Genomic DNA, 25,195 nt, shown 5'->3' on the forward strand with positions numbered 1-25,195 from the left:
CCTGATTATATGATCGACAATGCTCCGGTAAACCGATCGTCGCAGGAACCGTACGTTACGTCGTTCAGAATCGCAGGTCCGGTCGATCGACGGCCGAGCCCTGACCCTCGAAGAAACATACTTTTACGCCGAGGGTGGGGGTCAGCCCGCCGACAGAGGAACAGTGGCCGGTATCGACGTGGTCGATGTCCAGAAACGCGACGGCGTGACTGTCCATACGCTCGCCGAGGAGCCGGATATCGGCGCCGGTGATACTGTGGAAGGGTCCGTCGACGAGTCGTTCCGCACGTACAGCATGCGCGCACACACCGCGAGCCACGTCATCTACGGGGCAGGCCGGAAACTGCTCGATAGCCACGGCTACGGCGGCTTCGACATCGGCGAGGACAGCATTCGGATGGACTTCGCGACCAGTGCGTCGGATGACGACCTGAACCCACTTACCTTCCAGCGGATGGCGAACGAAGTCGTCTGGGACGGTCTCTCGGTGGACTGGTACGGGATGGGAATCGAGAGAGCACGGGACGACGACCGCATCGTTTTCAACCTTGGTGACGACGTCGACACGACCGATACCGTCCGTATCGTCGAGGTCGGCGACTGGGACATCTCCGCCTGTGGCGGCACGCACGTCCGGAACACGGCCGAGATTGGACCAATAAAAGTCCTCGGCGTCTCGAATCCAGGTGCAGATCTGGTACGGGTCGAATACGCAGTCGGCCCGGCGGCGATCAATCGACAGATCGACGAGACCAGAAACGCGACCCGCGCGGCCAAAACGCTCGATACGAGCGTCGACGACCTTGCCCGGCGGGCCGAGCAACTCCTCGAGGAGAAGCAATCGTTGCAGGCGGAGCTGGACGAACTCGGCGAGGAACTGCTCGATGCCCGTCTGGCAGCGCTCGCTGAAGACACACAGACAAGAGACGGCGACGAGTGGCTCGTTGGGACCGTCAATGCCGTCGGCCCGAACACTGTCGCGGACCGCATCGGCGAACTCGGTGATGATACCGCTGACGTCGTCGTCCTCGTCGGCACCGACGGATCGACCTTCATCGTTGTCGGAACAGGCGGTGAAACGGACGCAAACGCCGTTATCGACGACGTAACCGGCGAGTTCGGTGGTGGCGGTGGTGGACGCCCCACACTCGCACAGGGCGGCGGTCTCGATGCAAATCCGGATTCGGTCGTCGAGTATCTTCGGCGAGACTGACCGGCGCGCCACTGTGTCCAAACTCTTCTTATCACTCAAATAAACAAATATGTCGGCGCTACCCACGATTGAGTGGGACGAACACATCCTATTCCGATTTTGTCAGCTATACTAACATTATTACGATGGTGCAGGGAATATCCTATCGAGATGACTTCACAGAACAACAGTAGCTCATCTGAGGAGAAACCGGAGCCAATCCCGACTGACTACGACATTGCCCAATCGACGGATATGGAGCCAATTTGGGAACTGGTCGAACCGTGGGGACTCGGCCTCGAGGATCTCCAGTACTTCGGAGAGTACACTGCGAAGGTCAAACAACCCGCGATCGAGCGACTTCGCGACGAGGCAGGCGACAGGGAGGAGAACCTGGTGTTGGTAACTGGGATGACGCCGACACCAAAGGGCGAGGGCAAAACCGTAACGACGGTCGGCCTGGGGCAGACGCTCAATCATATCGGTGAGGAAGCGATGATCGCCATTCGCGAACCGTCGCTTGGCCCAGTGTTCGGTGTCAAGGGCGGTGCGGCCGGTGGGGGCCGCTCGCAGGTGCTTCCGATGGAGGACATCAACCTCCACTTCACGGGCGACCTGCACGCACTCACCTCCGCACACAACCTCATTGCCGCGATGCTCGATGCGAAGATCTCTCAGGGTGACGAACTCGATATCGACATCAACAACGTCGCCTGGCCGCGAGCGATCGACATGAACGATCGGGCCCTGCGAGAAACCGTCGTTGGACTCGGCGGCAAGACGGGCGGGACGCCGCGAGAGGACAGCTTCCTGCTCACGGCCGCCTCAGAACTGATGGCCGTGATCTGTCTGGCGCGGGACCTCGGTGACCTCAAAGAGCGCATTAGCCAGATCATCGTCGCTTACGATGAGGACGGCGAGCCGGTCACGGTCGACGACATCGAGGCGACAGGGCCGGCCACGATGTTGCTCCGCGACGCGATCAAGCCGAACGTCGTCCAGACGATCGAGGGCACGCCCGCGTTCGTCCACGGCGGTCCGTTCGCGAACATCGCCCACGGGACGAACTCACTGGTCGCCGACAAGACGGCCTTCGGGATGGGTGACTACCTCGTTACCGAGGCTGGGTTCGGCTCCGACCTCGGTGCGGAGAAGTTCATGAACGTTGTCTGCCGAATGGGCGACATGACGCCGAACGCGGTCGTGCTGGTCGCCTCCGTCCGCGCGCTGAAGTATCACGGACTGGACCAGTGGCCGGTCGACTACGACGAGATCGGTGAGGCCGGTGTCGATGCGGTCGAGGCCGGCTTCGAGAACCTGGACAGACACGCACAGAACCTCCAGAAGTTCGGCGTCCCTGTCGTCGTCTCGATCAATCGTTTCCCGGACGACACCGATGAGGAGATCCAGGCAGTGCTCGACCACTGCCGAGACGACCTCGGCGTCCGCGTAGCCGAGTCGAACGTCTTCGCCGAGGGCAGCGAAGGCGGCGTCGACCTGGGAGAGAACGTCGTCGAGGCAGTCGAGGAGAGCGACGAGGAGGATTTCGAGATGCTGTACGCCGACGAAGACAGTATCAAGGACAAGATCCACACGATCGCAACGGAGATCTACGGTGCGGACGACGTGAAGTACACGGGTAGCGCGCTCGACGACATCGAGCAGATGAACGACCTGGATTTCGACGACTACCCGATCGTCATGTCCAAGACGTTCCACTCGCTGAGCGACGACGCGAGCCGCAAAGGTGCACCGGAAGACTGGGAACTGGAGATCAGCGAGGTCTACCCCTCCGCTGGTGCCGGCTTCCTCGTTGCACTCACCGCCGACGCTCTGACGATGCCTGGCCTGCCCGCCCGCCCGGCAGCAGCCGACATGGACATCGACGAAGACGGAAACATCTCGGGACTGTTCTGAGAGGACCGAGTGTCTACCTGCGGCGGATTTCGCCACTTCGAGATGGCGAAATCCAGACAACGTGACAGCCTGTAGTGCGAGAACGCCATTCCGATCGACGATTGCTTTTTTGTGGCGATTCGGCCAACTGGTGTCGGTCTGCGGTAGTAGCCCGGATCTCCGTCAGCGCCACTTCGGCGTCCGCCTCGATCTCGGCGGCCTGCTGTTCGGTCTCCGAAACGAACTCGTCGTCATCGATCGCCGCGAGGTTCGCATGCACAGTGGACATACAGCCATCGAGTGCAGCGTGTGCGAGTAGTGCGCCGACAGCAGCGTCCGGAACAGCGACTGAACGCCCCTCTCTGGTAACTGTGACTGCGGCTTCGACGATATCAAGACACGCAGTGGCAGTCTCCAGTGGGACTTCGGTCGCCCGTTTCGAGGTCCGCTGAATCCGATCGTCGTCGCCCGATGCGAACGCCGCCTGTACGTCGTCGACGATAGCGGCATCCTCGTCAGCGAGATCGAGCAACCGGCTCCGGCGGTCGACGAGCGTGTCGCGAACACCGGCCAGGTCCGCCCGAGGATCGGCTTCGCCCGCCTCGATCGTATGGATACACACCATCTCACAGAGTGCTGCCCCCATCGCTCCGCCGACGCCGGCAACTGCGCCGCCACTGGGGGTGACCTGTTCGGAGGCGATTGCTTCGAGAAATTCGCCGATCGTCTGGTCGGCAAACGTCACAGTCGCCCCCTTTCGTTCGTCCTGAACGACTCTCGTCACCACGCACCGTCGACGTTCCCGGAATCTCTCCCCCACAATCGAGCCGTAATCGTTCGCTGTGTTGCACAGGCGGATGTCCGTGTCGACCGACCTAACGCTTTTGCCGAACTGTCAGAGAACAGTAAGGTAGGACGGGTTCCAACATTTCGAGCGGTCACGTCCGCCCCTGCTACTGAAGCGTATACAGTGTATGTAGGTATTCAACGGCCTCTTTTCGAAAGAAATATTCGGGAGCGATCAGCCTGTCTCGTCCAGCATCTTGTTCAGTTCGGGAACGATCTCGTGGAGGTCGCCGACGACGGCGTAGTCCGCTTTCTGCATGATGGCTGCTTCGGGATCCGTGTTGATCGCGAGGGTGGTATCCGCACCCTTGCAGCCGACCATATGCTGGACCGCGCCGCTGATGCCACAGGCGATGTACAGGTCCGGACTGATTTTGGTCCCGGTCTGGCCGATCTGGTCGTCGTGTGGTCGCCACCCCTCATTGACCGCCGCGCGGGACGCACCAACCGTTCCGTCGAGATGGTCGGCCAGCCTCTCCAGTTTGTCGTACCCGTCTGCACCGTCGACGCCACGGCCTCCACCAACAACAGCACGGGCTTCGGCGAGCGACACGCCGCCCGTGTCGGACGATTCGATCCGGTCGACGACGACACGGAACGCCTCTTCGTCAAGTGTCGGCTCGAACGACTCCACTGCCGGATCAGTCGCGTCGTCGACGGTCCTCGGCGAAAACTCGTGTGCCGCGGCGGTCAGCAGTTTCGTCTCGCCGTCGAGGTGTGCGTGTTCGACGAGACTCCCACCCCAGCGCTGGCGAGCGAGTTCGTACTGCTGGTCGCCGTCCACATCGACTTCGATGCAGTTCGCCACCATCGGCAGATCCAGTCTGGCGCCGACGTGGGCCAGCAGTTCCTGACCGCGGTCGGTCCCTGGTCCGACAACGGCCGCCGGATCAGTGGTTTCGATGAGTTGGCAGATGCTTTCCGCCCAGGCTTCAGGTGCGTACGTATCCAGGCGCTCGTCGTCGACGTGGTGGACCGTCCCCACGCCGTGATCGCCGAGATGGTCCGTGGTCGCCGCTCCTCGGCGCCTATGACGACGGCTTCGAGCGAAGAGTCCGTCTCAGTCGCGACCTCTCGGGCCAGGGTGAGCATCTCCTGGGACGACTCCGTTGGTGCGCCGCTCTCGTGTTCGACGACGGCGAGAATCACCATCAGATCACCTCCAGGCCGTCGGTAAGGAGTTCGGCAACGGCCGGAGCCGCGTCTGAACCCTCTCCGAGGATTTCTGCGTCACCACCCTGGCTCTCCGATGCCTCCAGTCGGATCTTTTCGAGGCCGCCGTCGAAATCGGCTCTAATCGGCTCTCGGCGTTCGATCGACTGCTTACGCGCCTGCATCTTTGCACGCATCGAGGCGTACCGCGGTTTGTTGACGCCCTCTTTCACGCCGAGAGCCGCCGGGAGGTCGAGTTCGTACACCTCTGCCCCACCAGTAACGTCGCGTCTGGCGACGACAGTATTCCCGTCGATACGGACATCGGTTACGCCTCCGACGAACGGGATATCGAGCGCCTTGGCGACGCGAACGCCGACCTGGTGGTTCGCAGCATCTGCCGATTCATTGCCAAAGAACATGAGGTCGAACGAGAGGTCGTCGCCACCATCAGTACGTATTGCGTCGGCGATGGCGGCTGCCGTCTCGCGGGGCCGCCACTGATCGTCGTCGGTCTCGAGCAGGGTCGCTTCGTCTGCCGTCATTGCCAGTGCGGTCCGGAGTTGCTCGCCAGCGCCGTCCGGGCCCACTGACAGTACGGTCGCGCTACCGTTGTGGTTCTCGGCCTGCTGGATCGCTTCCTCGATGGCACACTCCTCGTGTGGAGCGATGGTGAATCCGAGGTTGCTGGTGTCTATCTGCTGTTCGTCGTCGGTCAGTATGATTTTCGCACCGGTGTTCGGCACGCGCTTGATACAGGCTAGCGTGTTCATGTGGTTCGGGTTTAGTGTCTGTTTGTTGCTTGTCTTAGCTTCTGATACGTTCGTTATCGGGATCGAACAGCGGACGGCTCCCGACGACTTCGACCGTCACCGGGTACTGTTGACCCATGTACTCGACCTGGAGGCTTCGCCCTTCTTCGGCGACGGACTGTGGGAGGTACGCCAGCAGAAGGTGTTTGCCGACGCTTGGCCCGGTACCGGCACTCGTCACATAGGATCGACGACCCTCGTCGTCGACGAGGACGTTCCCCGCCTGATCCAGGACCGGTTCGTTGCCGAGCATGAAGCGACGCTCGCCCCCGTCGGGCGCGTGATCATCGACGGACAGCGTACACAGCGTTGCCGCGTTCTCCTGTTCGATTGCCTCGGCATAGGCTTCCTTTCCGACGAAATCGGCGTCCTTGACCCCGTGAAAAGCAAGTCCTGCTTCCGCAGGATCGTACTCCAGTTCCAGCTCGTGCCCGAACAGCCGGTACCCCTTTTCGAGACGGCCGGTTGTCCCGTAAACGCCCATTCCGGCCGGACGAACGTCGTGGTCCTGACCGGCCTCCCAGAGCACATCCCAGAGCCGACGCCCCTGTCCCATCGGAGCGTAGATCTCCCAGCCTCGCTCGCCGATGTAGGAGAGTCGCATCGCCCAGGCGTCGACCTCGCCGATCGTGACTTTCTGTGCGGTGTACGGTTCGAACGCCTCGTGAGACATGTCCTCCTCGGCGACGCTGTCGACGAGGTCCCGGGCGTTCGGTCCCCAGACGCCGACCGTACACAGCGACTCGGACCGATCGATCAGCGTAACATCTGCCTCGTCCGAGATGTGGTCGCTGAACCACGCACGGTCTGAGCCGCCGGCAGCACCGCCGGTAATGACCCGGTACCGCTCCGGACCGAGTCTGGCGATCGTCAGGTCGGAGACGAACCCGCCGTTCTCGGCGAGTATCGGCGTATAGACTGTCTTTCCCACGTCGACATCGATACGACCGACGGCCATCCGTTCCAGATAGTCGACGACATCCGATCCCCGGAAGTCGAAGATGCTGAATCCCATATCGCCGATCATCGACACGTGTTCGCGGGTGTGGAGGTGCTCGGCGAGGATGATCGGTGACCACCAGCGAGCGTCCCACTCGTTCGGTCGGCGGAAGTCGGCAGTTCGTCTTCGTACCGATCCAGCAGGTCGCTGTTGGACTCGTACCACTGGGGACGCTCCCAGCCGGCAGTCTCGAAGAACCGCGCCCTGAGATCCTGCTGCCGATCGTAGAAGGGACTGGTCCGGAGTTCGCGTGCGGACTGATACTGCTCGGCCGGATGGACGATATCGTAGATCTTCTGGAACCCCTCGCTGGCCCGCTCCTCGACGAAGGATCGAGAGTTCCCATACCCGTAGAAGCGGTTGACATCTGCGCCGTGAAGATCGATATCCGACCAGCCGCGGGTCATCCACTGGGCGACCGCCTCACCGATCGCCGGAGCCTCCTTGATCCAGACCGCGGCACACGACCAGAGTCCCTCGACGTCCTGGAGCGGGCCCAGTAGCGGTCCGCCGTCGGGCGTCTGTGATAGTAGCCCGTCGATCTCGTGGCGGATACCGGCCAGCGGATCATCGAGGAGGTCGGGGACCATCTCCAGCGCGTCGGCCATCGACTGTTCGAACGCGTCTTCGGTTAGGGGCGGTTGTGTCGGGGAGAGTGGTGCCTCGTCGATCGACGGAACGTCCTCGATATCCCAGAGGATCGGGCGGTGCTGGTAAGAGCCAACCTCCAGGTCGTTGCCGTGCTGGCGTTCGTACATCTGGGTGTCCATGTCTCGGACGACTGGGAACGAGATCTCGCCCTCGTAGTCCTCGAAGAACGAAATGGGGCCGACGCTGACCATCTGGTGGACTGCCGGCGTCAGCGGGATGTCGACGCCGGCCATCTCGGCGATCTTCGGACTCCAGAGCCCAGCCGCGATGACAACCTCGTCGGCAGCGACGGTGCCCCGATCGGTCTCGACTGCCGCTATTGTCCCGTCCTCAACGTGGAGGTCGAGTACTTCGGTGTTTGGCGAGACGTGGAGACCACCGTCGGTGTACTCCTCGGCCCGCGCTCGCATCACCTCGCCGGCGCGGAGGGGGTCGCAGGTGCCCGCGCCGGGACTGTGGAACCCCGCCTCGACGAGATCAGTATTCACGTATGGGACCAACTCCTCAACCGCCTCCGTCGTCAGCAGTTCCGCAGGTTCTCCCCACGCTTTCGCCGACTGGACCCGTCGCTTGAGTTCCTCGACACGCTCTTCGGTGCGTGCGACCTCGATGCCGCCGCTTTCGGTGAACGTGTCCATATCTCTGTACTGCTCGATACTCCGCTGAGTAAGGTGGGTCATCTCCTTCGAGTGCTCCACCGGCATCAGGAAGTTCGAGGCGTGGCCGGTCGACCCACCGGGGTCAGGAAGCGGCCCCTTGTCGATGACGACAATGTCTTCGCGTCCCTCCTGAGCCAGATGGTAGGCGAGACTGTTCCCGACGATGCCGCCGCCGATGATCACCGTCTTCGCCTGTGAGGGCAGCGAGTTCGAGCTCATTGATGTCCCACCATCGTTTGATATCTCTGTACGCTGCACTCCCGGTTCCCGACTACGGCTTGCGGACTGGTAGCTTTCGACATCGTAGTTCCGTCTCGGAATAGGGTGGTTCGCCGGATAAATCAGCCACCACTGTACTGAGGGTCTTTAAATTACGGTCCGGTATTATACAATCTCAGCGGCTCTTCTTGCCGATCATGACAAAGACAGACCAATCACCTGAATCCGGTTCGGACGGTATCGAAACTCGTCATAATCTTTTTCTGATAGAAAGGGGGACTGTGCTGGGGCTGTCAATCCGATTCGCCGTCCTCGATGACGGTGTACGAACCGAAATCCTCGACAGAACCGACCAACGGTGCACCGAACGCAAACCAGACGTGCGTTTTGTCCGTCGTCCGATTGAGTAGATTTCACACTGTGTCGGGATTGACACGAACGATGCCCGATCGGGGGATATCGTGGACCTCCCCGTCGATAAGGAACTGTCCGCTGTCAGCGCGACGAACACCTCCTCTTGGCCGTCATGAGCGTGACCGTCGTCTCGCAACTGGTGAACTGGTCGTCTGGTACCGACGCCGGTCGAACAATAGCGTAGCTGTCGCTCAGAGACATTCCGTCAATTACGGCGGTCAGTGGCCGCTCGTGTCGCTACGCCGGACCGACTCCCGGAACTGTTCGCGGTCCTCGTCACCGAAAGTCCCCACCTGCTCTCTCGTCGTCGTTTCGGTCGCTGTCTCGACGCCACGCATCACTTCACACATGTGGGTCGCGGTGATCTCGACGGCGACGCCGTGGGCGTCCAGTTCGTCGGCCAGTCCAGTTGCAATATCCCTGGTCAGTGTCTCCTGGGTTGTCAGTTGACGCGCCGTCCACCGCACGTAGCGGATCAGCTTCGACAGACCAACCATCTCCTCTCCTGGCCGGTAGGCGACGTGTGCGACGCCCTGGAACGGGAGCATATGGTGCTCGCACATGCTATTGAGCGGGATACCAGTCTTGACGACGAGACCGTCACTCTCGCTCTCGAACGTTCGCATCTCCGGCTTTGCCTCGGAACGTGCTCCCTCGGTCAGCGTCTCGAACATTTCGGGCACGCGCCGACTCCACGTGTCGGAGATCCCGCTTTCGTCGGGGTCGCGTCCGATGGCCTCGAGAAGGAGTCTTGCCCCTTCTCGTGCCTTCTGTTCGTCGAACTCCCTGTCGGCGATCGTTTCGCTGCCGGTTTCGTATCCGTGATCGGGGTGTCGCTCCCGTGAATCCATTATAGATACCAAGTGGCAAACGAGATATAAATCCTCTGACGACCGTGGAAAGTGCCACCCTGTGAGGCCTCGGCTAACAGTATTAACAGTGTGAAATACAGGAGATAATCCGCCGAATATGTCGAAAGGAAACAAGGAATTGTTTGGGCACCAATTTCGCCGGGTCGTCATACCGGAGCGGCGGCTATCGTCACGCCGAGAGAGTTAGCAAGGTCAGTCGTCGCCGGGGACACTCCCCTACCGGCGTCCGGTGTCTTCAGGACCGTCTCGTCCGTCTCCGGGCCGATGGGGTCGATGCGGACGCTCGACACTTTGTACTCGGGGATGCCAGCCGTCGGGTCGAAGGTCTCTCCGGTGAGTTTGTTGACCGCCCCGGCCGCGAAGTGCATCGGGATAAACAGCGTGCCGGGGCCGACGCGGTCGGTGATCTGTACCTTCACGACGATATCGCTCCGCCGGGACTCGACACGGACGTACTCGCCATCGTCAATACCTACCTGGTCGGCAGTCTCTGGGTTGACTTCGACGAAGCTCTCGCCGACGTGGCTCATCAGGCCCTCGACACGGCGGGTGATCTGGCCGGTATGCCAGTGGTAGAGGACCCGTCCTGTCGTCAGCGTCAGCGCGTACTCCTCGTCAGGAATATCGCCCGGATGGCCGCCGTCAGCCGGGACAAACCGCGCTTTGCCGTCCTCGAAATTGAAGTTGCCGTCCTCGTAGTCGTAGAGGTACGGCGTCCCATCGTGGTCTTCGTCCCAGCAGGGCCACTGGAGGCCGTGTTGGTCACCTTCTTCCAGGCGATCGTAGTTCACGCCCCCGTAAATCGGGGCTAACGAGTTGATTTCCTCCATGATATCGCTGGGGTGGTCGTAATCCCACTCGTAGCCCAGTCGGTCGGCCAGTTGCTGTGTGATCTCCCAGTCCTGGCGGGCTTTCCCGGGCGGGTCAGCCGTCGGCCGGACTCGCTGGATACGACGTTCAGTATTGGTGAACGTGCCGTGCATCTCCGGCGATGTCGCCGCCGGCAGGACCACGTCTGCGTGGTTGGCTGTCTCGGTAATGAAGATGTCTTGAACGACGAGGAAATCCAGTTTCTCGAGTGCCTTTGCGGCGTGCTGAATATCCGGTTCCGAGAGTGCGGGGTTCTCACCGACGACGTACATCCCACGGAAGTTTCCTTCGTGGGCTTCGGAAAACATTTCGGGAACTTTGAGGCCCGGCTCTTCTGGTGGGCGCTCACCCCACACCTTGGCGAACTTCTCGCCGACTTCGTCGTCGCTCGGGTCCTGGTAGCCGGGGAGACTTCCGGGGAGTGTCCCCATGTCGCCGCCGCCACCTTGGACGTTGTTCTGGCCCCGGAAAGGTGAGAGTCCGGCACCAGGCTTGCCGAGCTGGCCGAGCACCAGCGCGAGATCGGCCATTGCGAGCAGGTTCTGGGTACCGTGGCTCTGCTGAGTCATTCCCATTGCCCAGCCGAAAACGACGCTGTCGGCCTCCGCGAGGGTCTCGGCGGCCGAGGCGAGCTCCTCCGGCGGAACACCGGCAAGCTCTTCGACTTTCTCGGGCGTGAACGCCGTGACCTTCTCCGCGACGGCGTCGAAGTTCTTCGTGTTGCGCTCGATGAACGCCTCGTCGTGGAGGTCGTGCTCGATGATGTACCGGATTATCCCGTTGAGCCACGCCACGTCGTAGCCGGAGTTCGTCCGGGTGTACTGGTCGGCGTGATCGGCGATGCCAACTTTTCGGGGGTCGAAGACGACGAGATCTGCACCATCCTGGACGTTCTGCTTGATGCGGGTCGCGAGCACCGGGTGGGACTCCGTGGTGTTCGACCCACTGATGAGGTAGGCATCGGCCTCGCCGATGTCCTCGTTAATCCGGTTGGTCATCGCCCCGTAGCCAAGCGTTTGCTGGAGGGCGGCGACCGTCGAGGAGTGACAGAGCCGCGCGCAGTTGTCGATGTTCTTCGTTCCCAGCACCTGGCGGGCAAACTTCTGGACGAGGTACGCTTCCTCGTTGCTCCCCTTCGAGGAGGCCAGGCAGCCAACCGCGTCGACGCCGTGTTCGTCCTGAATCCTCGAGAGCTGCTCTGCGACGTAATCGAGTGCGTCGTCCCAGCTCGTCGGTTCGAGTTCGCCGTCGTCAGTACGGACCATCGGCTTCGTGATCCGCTTCTTGCTGTTCGAGAATTCGTGGCCAAATTTCCCTTTCACGCAGGTCGAGTAGTTGTTCGCGGGTGCGTCGTCGGGGTCGTCGACCGGGACGACACCCAGCGAGTCGCCGTCCTTGCCCCACATCTCGAACCGGCAGCCAACCGCACAGAAGCCGCAGGTCGTCTCATGCTTGTCGATCTTGCTCAGTCGGTAGTCACTGACGTCCGTGGCGATATCGAACAGCCGGCCTTCTGACAGCGTATTCGCAGCAATGCTCTCGGCGGTGTGTTCGCCGGCGAGGAACGCTTTCTTGCTGTACTCGTTCGCCAGGTCGCCGGCGCGGCGCTTGGCCGCCGACGCGAACTTCGCGAGCCCCTGTTTCTCGTCTGCGCCCGCCTCGGCGCCGAAGGTCCGGTTGGGCGCAGACGTGTCGTCGATCGTCTCGGCGTCCTCGTGTTCGATGATCTTCCCGATGGAGTTGCGCTGGGTGAATCCCGGGAGCGGTAGTGTCGCCGGGCCGCCGATCCCCTTCTCGGTGAGTGACCCCGTCGGACAGACCGTGGCACAATGCCCGCAGGAGACACACTCCGAGTCATCCATCGTCTCGGCCTCGGACTGGAACCCGATCCGAGTGTCCTCGCCGTGACCTTCGATCCGGAGCACGCCCTCAACCTGGACGTCGTTACAGGCGTCGACGCAGCGATTGCAGAGGATGCACTTGTTGCGATCGATCTGGATGAACGAGGAGGTGTCGTCGATCGGTTCGTACTGGTCGCGTTCGTCGAAGACACCGTAGCGTGGGTGATCGACGCCCTCGCTGATCGCCGCGTCTTGCAGTTCACACCGGCCGTTCCCGTTACAGGTCGTACACCGGAGATTGTGATTCGACAGGACGAGATCGAGGTTGACGCTTCGGGCCTCCTCGACGTCTGGCGTATCGGTCGAAACCTCCAGACCGTCGAGCGCCGGGAACAAACACGATGGGACCATTCCGTGGTCCTCGGTCTCGACCAGACAGGTGCGACAGGTGCTTCGCGGGCCGCTCTCGTCGCTACAGTCTCCATCACGGTCGTAATAACAAAGCGCTGGAATGTCGGCGTCGTCTTCGACACCCTCGGCACCCGGGTCGACGCTGACAATCTCGTCGTCAAGATGCTCCAGGGCGTCGATGATCGTCGACCCCGGCGTTACGGTGACAGGGTTGCCGTCGACTATGAGTGTCGACGGATCGGTGTCGTCAGTGCCGACATCCGGATCGTTGGCGGTCCCCGTCTCGAATTCGCTGGTCACCGGTGTTTCGGGCTGGGGATCGACGAGGTCTGGGACTCCCGGGAACGGTTTGTCGCTACTCATAGTTTCTCCGTACAGGTGCCGCTCGGACAATGGCCGTCGATGTGCGCGCGAAACTCCGGTTCGAATTCGTCGATTGCGGTCGTCACGGGTCGGGGTGCGTGGGCCCCGATCTGACAGTTGCTCGACCGGCGCATCACCCGTCCGAGTTCCTGGATCTTGTCGGTCTCGAACGAACCCTGGTAGATATCACGCAGGAGCTCGGCGAGCTGCTTGGTGCCTTCTCGACCGGGAACACACCGACCGCTGTTTTCTGTGGCCGCGAAGCGTGCGCGTTCGCCGACGGTCGCGACCGCACAGCGGTCGTCGTCGAACAGTTCGACCACGCCGTCGGTGCCCAGATCCGCGGCTCGCAGCGACTGAGCGGTTGGCGCAACATCGAGATCCCTCGTGATACCGCCGAGGATTCCGCCGACACAGGCCATCTTGAATCCGTTTGGGAGGTCGACTGCCTCGCGTGTTGCATCGAGGCTCGCGGCAGATCCGAGTTCGATCGTCGCCGGATCAGCCACGTCACCAGTGACGGTGACGATTCGAGTGCCGGGGTCGGACGAGTCGGGGTCGACACTGTCCGTCCGTGCGATTACCCGCTGGACCTGTGCGACCGTCCGTGGCGAGTGGACGACCGTCGGGCGACCGTAGAGACCGTATTTTGCCGGCGAGGGCGGCTGGAGGCGTGGTTCGATACGGTCGGCCCCTTCGAGGGCCTCGATCGCCGCAGTTGGTTCACCCGCTCGGAACTCGTCCGGACCCGCAACCAGCTGTGGAACCACAGGCAAAGACCCTGCTGCCGCGTCTACGGCCCGGCGGAGGCGGTCTTGCAGTGCGGTGTCGTCCTCGTTCAGGAGGATCACCGCGTCCTCGGCGCCGACGTAGTCCGCAATAGCTGCTAGCCCATCAAGGACGGCCATCGGTGCCCCGTCAAGCAGCGTATCGTCACTCCGGGGAGGGTACTTGCTTCGTTCGCGTTGACGACGACGACCGGCTCGCCATCGGCCTCGCGTGCAGTCTCCCAGACATCCGCGACGGGATCGTCGGTAGCCGTGTCACCGCGCCCTCGTCCGAGGAGTCCGGCGTCGGTCGCTTCGGCAGCCGTCCGATCGTCAGAGACGAACGACCACTCGTCCGGACCGAGCGGATCGATCCAGCCACAGGGCCCCAGTACCGTGCGTAGCCCGACCGCCAGGGGCCCATCGTCGGGCATCGGAAGCGATGTCGCTTCCGGGTCGTGGTCGACGACCGCATCGGCACCGTCTGTCGGCAGCGTACCACTTTCCAGTGTTTCGACAAGTTCTCGGACGACCGACGGCTGTGGGTCGCCGTAGAAGGCTGTCCGGCCCTCGCGGGTAATCATGACAAGCGGTGTGTATGCGACAATTCCTGTCGGTCCGGTTTCGATGACCTGGGCAGAATCGGCCGCATTTTGGGCCGCAGTTACGAACTGCTCGGCAGCGACCCGGCACTCGGTCGAGATCCGAACAGCTGTCGACCAGTTCGGGTCACTGTCATTTTGTGACATAACAACGGGTATCGACTGACGGCGTAAAAATCCCGACACTACCGCTGTACTGTCATTAGAACAATCTGTTCGGGTTCATGTTGGTCACCATCCTCGAATGACCATATAAATTATACGACGCCGTCGGATAGGCCACGCTGAAGGTCGAGGTTCTTTGAATGAGCAAGCCATTACCCAAACCGTGACGACGAATCCACACTTCGAGGAGGTCAAAGACGAGGCGTCGGAGGCACTCACCGAGGAAGAGTTGCGGTCTGTCTACACGGGGATTGTCCACGAAGACGGCCGCCACGAGTACTATCTCGGGAACGATACCGAAACAGCAGAGGAACTACGGGAATCTGCGGCAGTTCACCTCGGAATGTTGCTGCGTGTTCTCGCCGACCGCTCGGAGAGCAGCGTAGACGAGCTTACTGATCTCGCCGCCGAGCGGGCTGATCAGATGGAACTGCGGTAGTCTGCGAGCGCTATTCTGTCGACGCGATCGCTTCGATCTCGACGGCGGCGCCCTTCGGCACTGCACCTGCACCGATCGCACTCCGAGCAGGAGGTTCGACCTCGAAGAACTCGCTGTAGGCTTCATTGAACGCATCGAAGTCGTCAATGTCGTCGAGGAAGACGGTCGTCTTGAGGACGTCCTCGAGCGAAAGTCCCTCGGATTCGAGAATCGCCGCGACGTTTTCCAGACACTGTCGCGTTTGGTCGCCGACCGACTCGTCGTCGAGCAGTTCGCCGTCTGTGGTCAGTGGCAACTGGCCAGCAGTGATCAGGATATCGCCGTTCGTAGTCGCCTGGCTATACGCGCCCACTGCGACCGGTGCATCGTCAGTGCTGATAGTACGCTTCATCTAGCGACTCGTACCTCGCCACTCGTCATAAATCCCGGTCGCTATCGGGAACTCTCGCATATCCTGCTTCGCTGCTAACCATTTGTGTTAGATCGGTGTTCCGCACTGGGACTACTGGTTGATGATCAAGATAGCCGCCACCGCCAGCCCGATACCCGCTATCTTCGTGCCCGTTATCGGCTCGTTAAAGGCGACGACGCTGATCACAGCAGCGGTGATAAAGTACATTCCTCCGATCGTCGAGACGACGGTTGTCGAACCAACTGTCGTACCGACGAACGTCGAAACGACGCCTACCGCCGCTGCGATGCCAGCAGCAGCCGCGAGGAGGATCCCTCGATTCGTGACGACGAAGGATGCGTCGGTACCGACCGCGTAGATGCCCGTTACGACAGCAGCGGTCGCGTAGGAGATGAAGGCCGCCGTTTCCGGATCCATCGTGCTTGAGGCCGCGCTGCCGAACGCGATCCAGAACCCCCATGCGATCATCGTTCCCAGGCCAAACAGGACGGCTGGGTTCATAGACACCCACCGGATAGTGGAGTCGCTCGGTGTCTTCGGTACATAGACTGCCGCCCGTTAGCGGTCGGTCGCTGTTGTCGGGACATTATTGATTCGGTATGAGAGCCTGATGTTTCACTCTACTCACTGACGCGTGTCTTTTTATATCGAGTAGTATAACAGTATGATTGTGGCAGACGCACGAGACGGACCCTCTGAACCGGCGCTGGACGAGGTATTCTACCATGTCGAGAGGGTCCCGTTCGTCGAATGGGGCGAGTTCTCCGGTGCCAAGCCCACAGTGATCCTGACCGGCATCGTCACACTACTCGCGTTCGTGACGGGGTTGTCGAATCTCAGCCAGGCCACGCTGACACTCAACGGGCCCCTCACCGCAGTTGTCGACGTACCGATGGGATTCGCACGGTTCGGTGGCGTCCTGTTCGCGTTCGTTCTCGGCATCGTAACGGTTGGCCTGCAGCGACGGAAGCATCTCGCGTGGCGGGGCGCAATCGTCGTTGTTCCCGGACTCTTGGCGCTCCTTCTCACAACGGTACAAACGACGGACATCCCACTGATTCTGACCATCGCCGTGACGTATCCGCTCTTGCTCCGTAATCGAGAGCGCTTCGATCAGGGAATCGATCTCTCTCCGCTACAGATCGCGTCACTGTCGGCAATCTTCGGCGTCGTCCTGTACGGGACCGTCGGCGCGTATGGGCTCCGCAACCAGTTCCTCGAACTGAACAGTTGGAGCGATGCGCTCTACTACGTTATCGTCACGATTGCCACCGTCGGATACGGCGATATCACACCCCTAACAGCCCAGGCCCGATGGTTCTCGCTCTCGATCATCATGTTTGGCACCGGCGCGTTTACCGTTGCCGTAGGTGCGCTCATCGGTCCAGCTATCGAATCGCGAATGGCGAAAGCGGTCGGAGTCATGACTGCATCAGAACTCAAACTTCTCGAGGACCATGTGGTCGTCCTCGGATATGGCGACGTCACTGAATCGCTCCTCGACGAACTGACTGACGAGACGGAAGTCGTCGTGGTAACACCAGATGAGGAAGTCGTCGCGGAACTTCAGGGACACGACGACCTGAATTTGCTTACCGGCGATCCAACCGACGAGAGTGTCCTCGAAGACGCAGGCGTAGACACCGCAAGCGGGGTCGTCGTCGGCAGCAACGACGACGCAAAAGATGTGTTGGCAGTTATCGCAGCAAAGAACGTCGATCCCGAGATCCGTATCGTCGCGGCGGCAACACAGGAAAAACACATCGAGAAGTTCCGCTCCGTCGGCGTCGATGAGGTCATCAATCCCCGATCGATCGGTGGTCGGCTCCTCGGCCAGTCGGTACTCGAGGGGGCAGAGTCACAGACACTGCTTGGCACTGACGAGGTGCAGCCAGAGGACCCCAGCGAGGCCGATACGGCCGACTGACCCGTATTGGGGGTAGTAATATACGTATTCGTTACATAGCGTCGAAATGTGGCTGCTTCCAACACCCGTGGTATCGAGGCAACTGTCGCCCGACTGTTGATACCACTATGTGTAACCTCGGGCGCAGTGATCCTCGCGGGGTTCTTTTTTCCGACGTTCGTTGGAAGCGCGGTGACCGGTCTGGCGTGGCTCTCGCTGTCACTCGTGTTCTTCAGTTCGGGACTCGGATACATCGCGCTCATTCCATACTCGTCGGACGCCGAAGAGACATCGGCGGCTGAAATTCTCCTCCGGGTTCGTCAGACGAAACTTCGGAACGCTGCCTCGGAGTTTTTCTCCCGGAACGAACCCGTGGCGCTGCTCGTCCCGGTCACGACGTTCGCCCTCTTTTTTGGCCTGCAAATCGCCCTTCCGGCACAGACAACGGCGGCCGTATCGGGCGTCTCAACGGCGGTCCTGCAAAACGGCGGGCCGCTGTTTCTCGCTGCGATGCTTCTGGCCGTCTGCTACTGTTTCTTCCTCCTGCTCGGACCCTGGGGTGATATCAAGCTCGGCGGGTCCGAGACGGAGCCGACATACACGTATCCCACGTATTTCACGCTGATTTTCACCGCCGGTATCGCCGCTGGACTGGTGTTCTGGGGGCCGGCAGAGGCGCTCTTCCACTACGAGAGTCCACCGCCATACTTCGATGCTGCGGCCCAGTCGGGTGGCGCTATCGACAGTGCCCTCGTGTACAGTCTCTTTCACTGGGGCGTTTCCGCCTGGAGCGCCTACGCCGTCATCGGCATCCCCATCGCTTACTTCGTGTTCAACCGCGGCGCACCGCTTCGCGTCTCGACGATTCTCGCCCCGTTTCTCGGGATCGATGGGCTCGATTCCCCGTGGAGCAAAGTCGTCGACACGCTCGCCGTGTTTGCGACGATCGGGGGCATCGCTACCTCGGTGGCGCTGGTTAGCGAGCAGTTCCTCGCTGGCATCGACTACCAGTGGGACGTTTCGATGGGCGAACTCGGACCGATCCTGTTCGTCGGCGGGCTGACGCTGATCTTCGTCATTTCGAGCGTCACCGGGATCCATCGCGGTATCAGGCGGATCGCAGGACTCAACATCGTGTTGTTTGCTCTGTTTGCACTCCTCATCGTCGCCGTAGGGCCACGTGATTTCATCGTCCAGCGCGGTACGGCGGCGCTGGGGACGTACGTTGCCGAGTTCGCCCCACTCAGTCTCCACATTGGGGACGAGTGGGTCGCCAATTGGACCGTCTGGAACTGGTCGTGGTGGTTCTCCTGGGCCCCCTTTGCCGGATTGTTCATCGCCGCACTCTCGCGAGGCCGGCGGGTTCGAACCGTCGTGTTCACGAGTGTGATCGCGACCTCGGCTGCGACGATCGTCTGGTTCCTGCTACTCGGCGGGACGGCACTGTTCGTTCAGCACTCCGGACAGGCCGACGTACTCGCCGCAATCGCAGCACGCGGTGGGTCGGAGGCCGTCGCCGGCTTCCCGTTGTTTGCCTCGCTCCCGCTCGGTGAGCTCCTGATGTTCCTTTTCTTGGCGCTTATTCTGGTGTTCATGACTACCTCGGCGGACACGTCGACGCTCGTCGTCTCGATCCTGTCGGCCCGACGCGGCGTGTCACCGTCGACCAGCCATATCGTCTTCTGGGGCGTATTACAGGGGACGGTCGCTGTGGCGGTGCTGACGATCGGCGGCGCGGAAACGCTGCAGGCGCTCGCTGTCCTCACCGGAGGTCCATTCGCTGTCATCTCACTTGTTGCGGTGGGCGGGTTAACCGTCACCTGGTATCGCCACGAACGCGGCCACACGTCGCTGATTAGGCGTGTGCTCGATCGACTGCCGACGATTCAGGCGCACCACGATATCGACCCACCAGAAGAGGACTAGACAGACAGGGCTGGTTCGACGCCTACGCACTCGCGATGTTGGTACAGAAGTTCTCGACGATACGCTTGCCCGCGTCGGTGAGGATGCTCTCGGGATGGAACTGGACCCCGATGTGAGGTCTGTCGACGTGCTGGACGCCCATGACGATCCCCTCTGTATCGTTCGTGTGTGCGGTCTCGGTCAACACGCCCGGGAGATCCTCGTCGTCGACGGCTAAAGAGTGATATCTGCCGACTTCGAAGGGGTCGTCGATACCGTCGTACAGTGCCGTGTCGTCGTGGCGGACCTCTGAAGATTTCCCATGTACGACCTCCGGTGCGTGGCCGACGGGTGCACCGTGGGCGGCACAGAGGGCCTGGTGACCCAGACAGACTCCCAGCGCCGGGTACGTCGTTTCTGCGAAGATATCGACCGAGACGCCTGCATCGGCCGGTGTGCCGGGGCCGGGAGAGACAATGATCCCCTCTGGATCGAGCTCGCGGATGCCTGCAATGTCGATCGCGTCGTTTCGCCGAACGGTAACGTCATCGAATTCGCCGACGTACTGCACGAGATTGTAGGCGAACGAATCGTAGTTGTCGATGATGAGTATCATCAGGTCCCCTCCATCGGATCGGTAGTGGATTCGACGGAGAACGAGCCGTGTTCGCCGAGCGCCTCGTCGACGGCCGTCACGAGTGCCCGCGCTTTATCGAGCGTCTCTCGGTACTCTGCCTCCGGATGCGAATCGTGGACGATCCCACTACCCACTCGGAGCCGGTACTCTCCCTCGTAGTGGACCAGAGTCCGGATCGTGATGTTCAACGTCGCCTTCCCGTCGAACCCGAAGACCCCGATACTACCGGTGTAGGGACCGCGCCGTGTTTGCTCGACCTCGTCAATGATCTCCATCGTCCGCGGTTTCGGTGCGCCGGTGATCGTCCCACCGGGGAAGACGGCCCCAACGGCGTCAGAGATACTCACCTCGTCACGTAATTGCCCCTCGACAAGGGAGACGAGATGCATGACTTCGGAGTACCGATCGACCCGGCGGTACTCGTCGACATCGACGGTGCCGTACTCGCTTACTTTCCCGAGATCGTTACGCTCCAGATCGACGAGCATCGCGTGTTCCGCCCGCTCTTTTTCGTCACTACAGAGGTCTTCCTCAAGCTCCTCGTCGGCTGCCGGGGTCTCGCCGCGGGGGCGCGTTCCCGCGATCGGTTCGGTCAGGAGTTGATCACCATCGACGTCCAATAGCAGCTCCGGGCTCGCACTGACGAGGTCGACACCGGGGAATTCGAGTAGTCCAGAGTAGGGTGCCGGGTTCACTCGTCGGACGGCGTCGTAGGCCTCGACCGGGTGGACCGCCGCCGGTGCGGTCAGTCTGTGGGAGACGTTCGTCTGGAACGTATCACCGTCACGGACATACTGTTTGATCTGGCGGACTCGGTCGGCGAAGGCCGCTTCGCCACACTCGCTCTCGAAGGCTGCCTGATTCATCGCCATCGGCTGTGCCTGGATGTGCCTGTCACCGTGAAGCGCATCTTCGGCGAGCGTCCGAGCGGTCTCCAGACCGTTCTCGTACACCTCGGCGAGGTCCCCGTCGACAACAGGACACGCTGTCACGCGCAGTTCAGTCTCGCCATCACGGGGTTCCGTCCAGGCTGCGACAACGTCGAAGACCCCTAATTGGAGGCGGGGAGTCCATCGGCGACCGTTGTCGTCGGTAGCTCCTCCAGTTCCCGAGCGATGTCGTAGGATAGCCAGCCGAACGCCCCGCAGGGGTACGGAACGTCGCAGTTGCCCCGAACTAGTTGCTCCCGATTGAGGAGCTCATCGATAGTCTCGATGCTCCCACTTCCGTTCTCGCTGCTGTCCGCCATTTCCGGACTGACCTCGACTCGTTCGACTGGATCGACACCGAAGTAGCCCCATCCCGACTGCCCGCCAGTCGTTTCCAGGTAGAAGCCATCAGTATTACTGTCACGCGCACGACGGTACGCCTCGAACGGGTCTGAAACTGTGACTCGCACTTCGATCGGAACGCGAGCACCGACCGGTGCCGACCTCGCGGTCTCGACGAACGATATCTCGTCGGTAACGATATCTATGTTATCCATTTTTATAATTTTATGTTGAGAGATAGTTTTCTCTCAAATATGTGCCTGTGTACCACAAGCGCTGATCCGGACAAAAACCTTGCGTACGCCGCATACTTCGAGATTTCATCGCCGCTCCGCCGATGGCCGATCGGCTCAATAACCGACGTTATTTCAAGGGGTGGACTATTCCACAGTGTCGGTTATAATACATGGTGCCGAGTAAGATAGCGAACGCTGGACAGCAAGCCGGGAGCTGATTGCCTATCAGTTTCGACCGTGCCACCGGATACTGCCTCGCCGACAGCGACACCACCCAAACAATGACCACAATAATCGACGGCAACGAGATTGCCGACCAGATCACGGCCGATGTAACGGCCTGCACCGAGACGCTCGCGAGCGAAGACGTAACACCGGGACTCGCGACGGTGCTGATGAGCGACGATGGGGCCAGCGAGACATACGTCTCGATGAAACAGAAGGCCTGTAAAAAGATCGGCATCGAGGGCTTCCACCACGAGATCGATCCGGACGAGCCCGCAGAAGTCCTCTTCGACACGATCGACAGTCTGAACGAGGATCCGACGGTCCATGGCATCCTCGTCCAGATGCCCGTCCCCGATCACATCCCCAAGCGTGAGGTCCTCGAGCGCATCGACCCGATGAAAGACGTCGACGGGTTCCACCCCGAGAACGTCGGTCGACTCGTCGCTGGCAACGCACGCTACAAGCCGTGCACGCCACACGGCGTCCAAAAGATCCTGTCGAAATCCGGGATCGAGACGGAGGGGAAAGACGCTGTCGTCGTCGGTCGGTCAGACATCGTCGGCAAACCGATGGCGAACCTGCTCATCCAGTATGGAGCCGGTGGGAATGCGACAACGACAGTGTGTCACTCCCGGACGAAGAATCTGGCCGAGAAGACGCGGAGAGCCGATATCGTCATCGCTGCGGCCGGTGTCCCCGAAATGATCGACGGATCGATGCTCTCGGAGGGCGTGACGGTGATCGATGTCGGGATCAATCGCGTCGACGCTGACACCGAGAAAGGGTACGAACTCGTCGGCGACGTCGAGTTCGAGAGCGCCAAAGAGAAGGCCAGCGCGATCACGCCGGTGCCAGGCGGCGTCGGGCCGCTCACGATCGCGATGCTGATGTACAACACCGTCAAGAGTGCGAGCCTGCAGTCGGGTGTCGATGTCGATCTTCCGTAATTCTCGTTGACACGCCCGATCGATGGGCTCGTTCATACCACTGAATCTTTCTCAGCAACGAATTTCGGTATCTCGCAACGATACTGCTCGCGCCCGCAGTGACGACGCAACCGTGATATGAAATTTGTTTTATAGTTTGGGTTCTCCGGATCGGTCTACACCGAACTCTAGTATGACAGAGTAGCCCGATCACCGCTTTTCCACAGCGCTACACACGGGACACGTTATTTCGACAGTCCCGCTTGAATCCCGGCCCGATTCGATCATGTTGTGGCCCCGTGCACAGCGTTCGTGCATGTACACCTCATGATCACCGTGGTCCCGCAGGAGGAGATCAGAGGTCTCCGCCGTCAGGACGATGCCGTTACAGAAGTAACACTGTTTACTCATGGGTGATACATACCGAGTCCAAATAGAAATAGCTATTCCCGATCCAGAAAGGATGGCAACTCCCCGATTTTGATTCTCGATAGCGTCCGCCCTCATCTGTAATTATTTGCTTTGGGAGCGACAACAACTAATCATGAAATACAGTTACACTGGCGACACGCACGAACAGTTGTCCAGCGCCTATCAGGCCGACACTGACCCGTTCCCGACCCACACACAGATGGAGTTTCCTGAGCGGGAGCACCGACGTAGAGAGGTCGAGATTCTGAAGGAGCTGTTCTTTCCCACATGCTGGAACGCGACCAATCTGGTCCGTAACGAACTCGCAGTACTGAGTCACCTCGACGAACTCGGTGGGCTCTTTTTCGCGGGAATCAGGCCGTACGCGAACACCGACCCTGCGGAGAGGGTCGCCGTCATCATCGATCGTCTCCCGTCGATCCGTGCACGACTCAAAAAGGACATCGAGGCGGCGTACAAGGGCGATCCCGCGGCCAAGACGTATATGGAGATTATCCGGTCGTACCCCGGTTTCCTCGCGATCCTGGTCCAGCGGGTCGCTCACGCCATCTACGATACCGGGGCGACTGAGTACGCCCGGGAGCTAACCGAATACGCGAAGACAGAGACTGGGATTGACATCCACCCCGGTGCCGAGATCGGCGACTACTTTTTTATCGACCACGGGACTGGCGTCGTCATCGGTGAGACTGCGACCATCGGCGAGTGGGTACGAATCTACCAAGACGTAACACTCGGAGCACTGCACTTCGAGGAACACGAGAGCGACGAAAACGCGTTAAAAAAGGGGTACAAGCGACACCCGGACATCGGTGATCAAGTCGTTATCGGGGCCGGGACCAAGGTGCTGGGTGCGATTACCGTCGGCGACCACGTCAGTATCGGCGCGAACTCGTGGGTTACAGAGGACGTCCCAGACGATACGAAAGTATTCGTTACCGATCACCCGACTCAGGAGCGAAAGGATACAGACCGTTGAGGCTGCGATTCAGCTGGGTCGGACGAGCATCCAGACGGTAGATGCCTACCCACTGACCATCGAGATCGGTGTTCTGGGCGTGGGCGCCAATCTTGGTGTGACGTCTGTTAGTTGCATTTTGGCACACCTACTCCTTCAATATTATCGGGGCAAATGGTCGACACACGAGCCGTCGACGACGCCACCGTCGAAACGTGGCACCCCCAATCTGTATGAATTCACTCCCCTACCCGGTGATCGTGACCGGCCGGTCCGCTGAGAGGAAGATATCCTGCGTCGTGCTTCCCAGCAGTACTTTCTGGACACCCGATCGTTTCCGACCACCCATCACGATACTATCGGCATCAGCGTCGTCAGCATGTTCGAGAATTGTCTCAGCGACCTCTCCTCCGGTTGCAACCCGCTCGACAGCGAATCCTTCGGCCTCCAGATGCACGGCGGCCTCGACGGCTGCGTCGACATCAGCGAACTCGTGCTCGGGAGCCCCCTTGTAATCTTGATGCGGGAATACGTACAGCACTGTTATGTCGATCTCTTCTGGGTTGCTAGCGAGCTTAGTTGCATATTCGGCCTGTTTCAGCGCTCGGTCCGTGTCAGTGTCGACGGGGACGAGCAGGTTCTCAATGGAGTCACCGAATACCATTCCGTCACCAGTTATTGTGACTGGCACCTCTGCGGAAAGCGCAACGTCTTGGACCGTACTCCCCAAAAGCATCTTCGCAACTCCAGACCGCTTTCGTCCGCCCATGACGATTTCGTCGATACCGCGCTCCTCTGTCATATGCATGATCCGACTGGAGACGGTCCCGTTGTCGATGACCCGGTTGACAGGGATATTCTGTTCTTCCAGATACTCGGCCGCTTCGACGGCCGCGTCCACTTCTGAAAACTCCACGGTATCAGCTTTCTTGAACTCGTCAGGGGGTGTTACATACAGTACAGTCACATCGACTTCCGTGGCCGTACGCGAGAGGCGGGCAACGTGTTTTGCCTGATGGAGTGCTCGATTTTCGTCTGTATCGACTGGAACGAGTACTTCGTACATCACAGTTATATATCCACCCTTTGTGACAAATAACCAAGGGGGAGAGT

19 protein-coding genes and 2 pseudogenes are annotated in these 25,195 nt (G+C 60.6%); 7 read left to right on the forward strand and 14 right to left on the reverse strand.

Annotated features, from left to right (window positions below; translation table 11 throughout):
* Window positions 1–100: 100 nt before the first annotated feature.
* Together ACFQH2_RS18235 and ACFQH2_RS18240 are read left to right on the forward strand one after the other, a co-directional pair.
* Entirely contained in the window at window positions 101–1,213 is a 1,113-nt protein-coding gene (locus tag ACFQH2_RS18235) for a DHHA1 domain-containing protein (protein ID WP_377077127.1), read from the forward strand.
* A gap of 150 nt (window positions 1,214–1,363) precedes the next feature.
* Window positions 1,364–3,109 (forward strand): formate--tetrahydrofolate ligase, encoded by a 1,746-nt coding sequence (locus ACFQH2_RS18240; protein ID WP_377050623.1) that lies wholly within the window; start codon window positions 1,364–1,366, stop codon window positions 3,107–3,109.
* A 13-nt stretch (window positions 3,110–3,122) separates the two neighbouring features.
* Here ACFQH2_RS18240 and ACFQH2_RS18245 read toward each other — a convergent pair whose 3' ends face one another.
* The 8 genes and pseudogenes from ACFQH2_RS18245 to ACFQH2_RS18280 form a co-directional block, all read right to left on the reverse strand.
* The gene (locus ACFQH2_RS18245) at window positions 3,123–3,872 is read right to left on the reverse strand and encodes a cyclodeaminase/cyclohydrolase family protein (RefSeq protein WP_377077085.1); all 750 of its coding nucleotides are present in this window, start codon (window positions 3,870–3,872) and stop codon (window positions 3,123–3,125) included.
* A gap of 237 nt (window positions 3,873–4,109) precedes the next feature.
* Window positions 4,110–4,919 carry an electron transfer flavoprotein subunit alpha/FixB family protein gene (locus tag ACFQH2_RS18250; RefSeq protein ID WP_377077086.1) on the reverse strand — a complete coding sequence of 270 codons (810 nt, stop codon included), beginning with the start codon at window positions 4,917–4,919 and terminating at the stop codon, window positions 4,110–4,112.
* 166 nt (window positions 4,920–5,085) lie between these two features.
* A complete protein-coding gene (locus tag ACFQH2_RS18255) occupies window positions 5,086–5,859 on the reverse strand; it encodes an electron transfer flavoprotein subunit beta/FixA family protein (RefSeq protein ID WP_377050627.1) in 774 nt (257 codons plus the stop codon).
* A gap of 34 nt (window positions 5,860–5,893) precedes the next feature.
* A complete protein-coding gene (locus ACFQH2_RS18260; RefSeq protein WP_377077087.1) occupies window positions 5,894–6,925 on the reverse strand; it encodes an aminomethyltransferase family protein in 1,032 nt (343 codons plus the stop codon).
* A complete protein-coding gene (locus tag ACFQH2_RS18265) occupies window positions 6,922–8,427 on the reverse strand; it encodes an FAD-dependent oxidoreductase (RefSeq protein ID WP_377077088.1) in 1,506 nt (501 codons plus the stop codon). Before ACFQH2_RS18265 ends, ACFQH2_RS18260 begins: the two co-directional genes overlap by 4 nt.
* Before the next feature lie 632 nt (window positions 8,428–9,059).
* The gene (gene folE, locus ACFQH2_RS18270) at window positions 9,060–9,692 is read right to left on the reverse strand and encodes a GTP cyclohydrolase I (protein WP_377050631.1); all 633 of its coding nucleotides are present in this window, start codon (window positions 9,690–9,692) and stop codon (window positions 9,060–9,062) included.
* Window positions 9,693–9,859: 167 nt separating this feature from the next.
* The gene (gene fdhF / locus ACFQH2_RS18275; RefSeq protein ID WP_377077089.1) at window positions 9,860–13,198 is read right to left on the reverse strand and encodes a formate dehydrogenase subunit alpha; all 3,339 of its coding nucleotides are present in this window, start codon (window positions 13,196–13,198) and stop codon (window positions 9,860–9,862) included.
* Window positions 13,195–14,714: pseudogene (locus tag ACFQH2_RS18280) on the reverse strand (NADH-ubiquinone oxidoreductase-F iron-sulfur binding region domain-containing protein). The gene fdhF and the pseudogene ACFQH2_RS18280 overlap by 4 nt, the downstream one beginning before the upstream one ends.
* Window positions 14,715–14,895: 181 nt before the next feature.
* Between ACFQH2_RS18280 and ACFQH2_RS18285 the strand changes: the two are divergent.
* Entirely contained in the window at window positions 14,896–15,171 is a 276-nt protein-coding gene (locus ACFQH2_RS18285) for a hypothetical protein (protein ID WP_377050637.1), read from the forward strand.
* Window positions 15,172–15,181: 10 nt separating this feature from the next.
* On the opposite strand, the gene ACFQH2_RS18290 is transcribed toward ACFQH2_RS18285, so the two are convergent.
* On the reverse strand, window positions 15,182–15,562 hold the full coding sequence (locus ACFQH2_RS18290; RefSeq protein ID WP_377050639.1) for a Rid family detoxifying hydrolase: 381 nt from the start codon (window positions 15,560–15,562) through the stop codon (window positions 15,182–15,184).
* A gap of 111 nt (window positions 15,563–15,673) precedes the next feature.
* Complete coding sequence (locus ACFQH2_RS18295) at window positions 15,674–16,084, reverse strand: EamA family transporter (RefSeq protein WP_377050641.1); 411 nt, start codon at window positions 16,082–16,084, stop codon at window positions 15,674–15,676.
* Between the two features lie 163 nt (window positions 16,085–16,247).
* Here ACFQH2_RS18295 and ACFQH2_RS18300 point away from each other — a divergent pair, with 163 nt between their 5' ends.
* Window positions 16,248–17,510 (forward strand): NAD-binding protein, encoded by a 1,263-nt coding sequence (locus tag ACFQH2_RS18300; protein ID WP_377050643.1) that lies wholly within the window; start codon window positions 16,248–16,250, stop codon window positions 17,508–17,510.
* Between the two features lie 48 nt (window positions 17,511–17,558).
* Window positions 17,559–19,415: a BCCT family transporter gene (locus ACFQH2_RS18305; protein WP_377050645.1), complete on the forward strand. Its 1,857-nt coding sequence runs from the start codon at window positions 17,559–17,561 to the stop codon at window positions 19,413–19,415.
* Window positions 19,416–19,437: 22 nt separating this feature from the next.
* Here ACFQH2_RS18305 and ACFQH2_RS18310 read toward each other — a convergent pair whose 3' ends face one another.
* Complete coding sequence (locus ACFQH2_RS18310) at window positions 19,438–20,010, reverse strand: anthranilate synthase component II (RefSeq protein WP_377050647.1); 573 nt, start codon at window positions 20,008–20,010, stop codon at window positions 19,438–19,440.
* A pseudogene (pabB, locus tag ACFQH2_RS18315) lies at window positions 20,010–21,517 on the reverse strand (aminodeoxychorismate synthase, component I). Before pabB ends, ACFQH2_RS18310 begins: the two are co-directional and overlap by 1 nt.
* Before the next feature lie 302 nt (window positions 21,518–21,819).
* On the opposite strand from pabB, the gene ACFQH2_RS18320 reads away from it, so the two are divergent.
* Window positions 21,820–22,713, forward strand: a complete 894-nt coding sequence (locus tag ACFQH2_RS18320; RefSeq protein ID WP_377050651.1) for a bifunctional methylenetetrahydrofolate dehydrogenase/methenyltetrahydrofolate cyclohydrolase — start codon at window positions 21,820–21,822, stop codon at window positions 22,711–22,713.
* A gap of 189 nt (window positions 22,714–22,902) precedes the next feature.
* Here the strand turns inward: ACFQH2_RS18320 and ACFQH2_RS18325 are convergent, their stop codons facing one another.
* Window positions 22,903–23,103, reverse strand: a complete 201-nt coding sequence (locus tag ACFQH2_RS18325; protein WP_377050653.1) for a hypothetical protein — start codon at window positions 23,101–23,103, stop codon at window positions 22,903–22,905.
* Between the two features lie 133 nt (window positions 23,104–23,236).
* Here ACFQH2_RS18325 and epsC point away from each other — a divergent pair, with 133 nt between their 5' ends.
* Window positions 23,237–24,103: a serine O-acetyltransferase EpsC gene (epsC, locus tag ACFQH2_RS18330; RefSeq protein WP_377050655.1), complete on the forward strand. Its 867-nt coding sequence runs from the start codon at window positions 23,237–23,239 to the stop codon at window positions 24,101–24,103.
* 226 nt (window positions 24,104–24,329) lie between these two features.
* Here the strand turns inward: epsC and ACFQH2_RS18335 are convergent, their stop codons facing one another.
* Window positions 24,330–25,148: a universal stress protein gene (locus tag ACFQH2_RS18335; RefSeq protein WP_377050657.1), complete on the reverse strand. Its 819-nt coding sequence runs from the start codon at window positions 25,146–25,148 to the stop codon at window positions 24,330–24,332.
* Between the last annotated feature and the right edge of the window lie 47 nt (window positions 25,149–25,195).

The sequence above is a fragment of the Natronoarchaeum sp. GCM10025703 genome, from assembly GCF_042661985.1.
In the GTDB taxonomy this organism is placed as follows: Archaea; Halobacteriota; Halobacteria; order Halobacteriales; family Natronoarchaeaceae; genus Natranaeroarchaeum.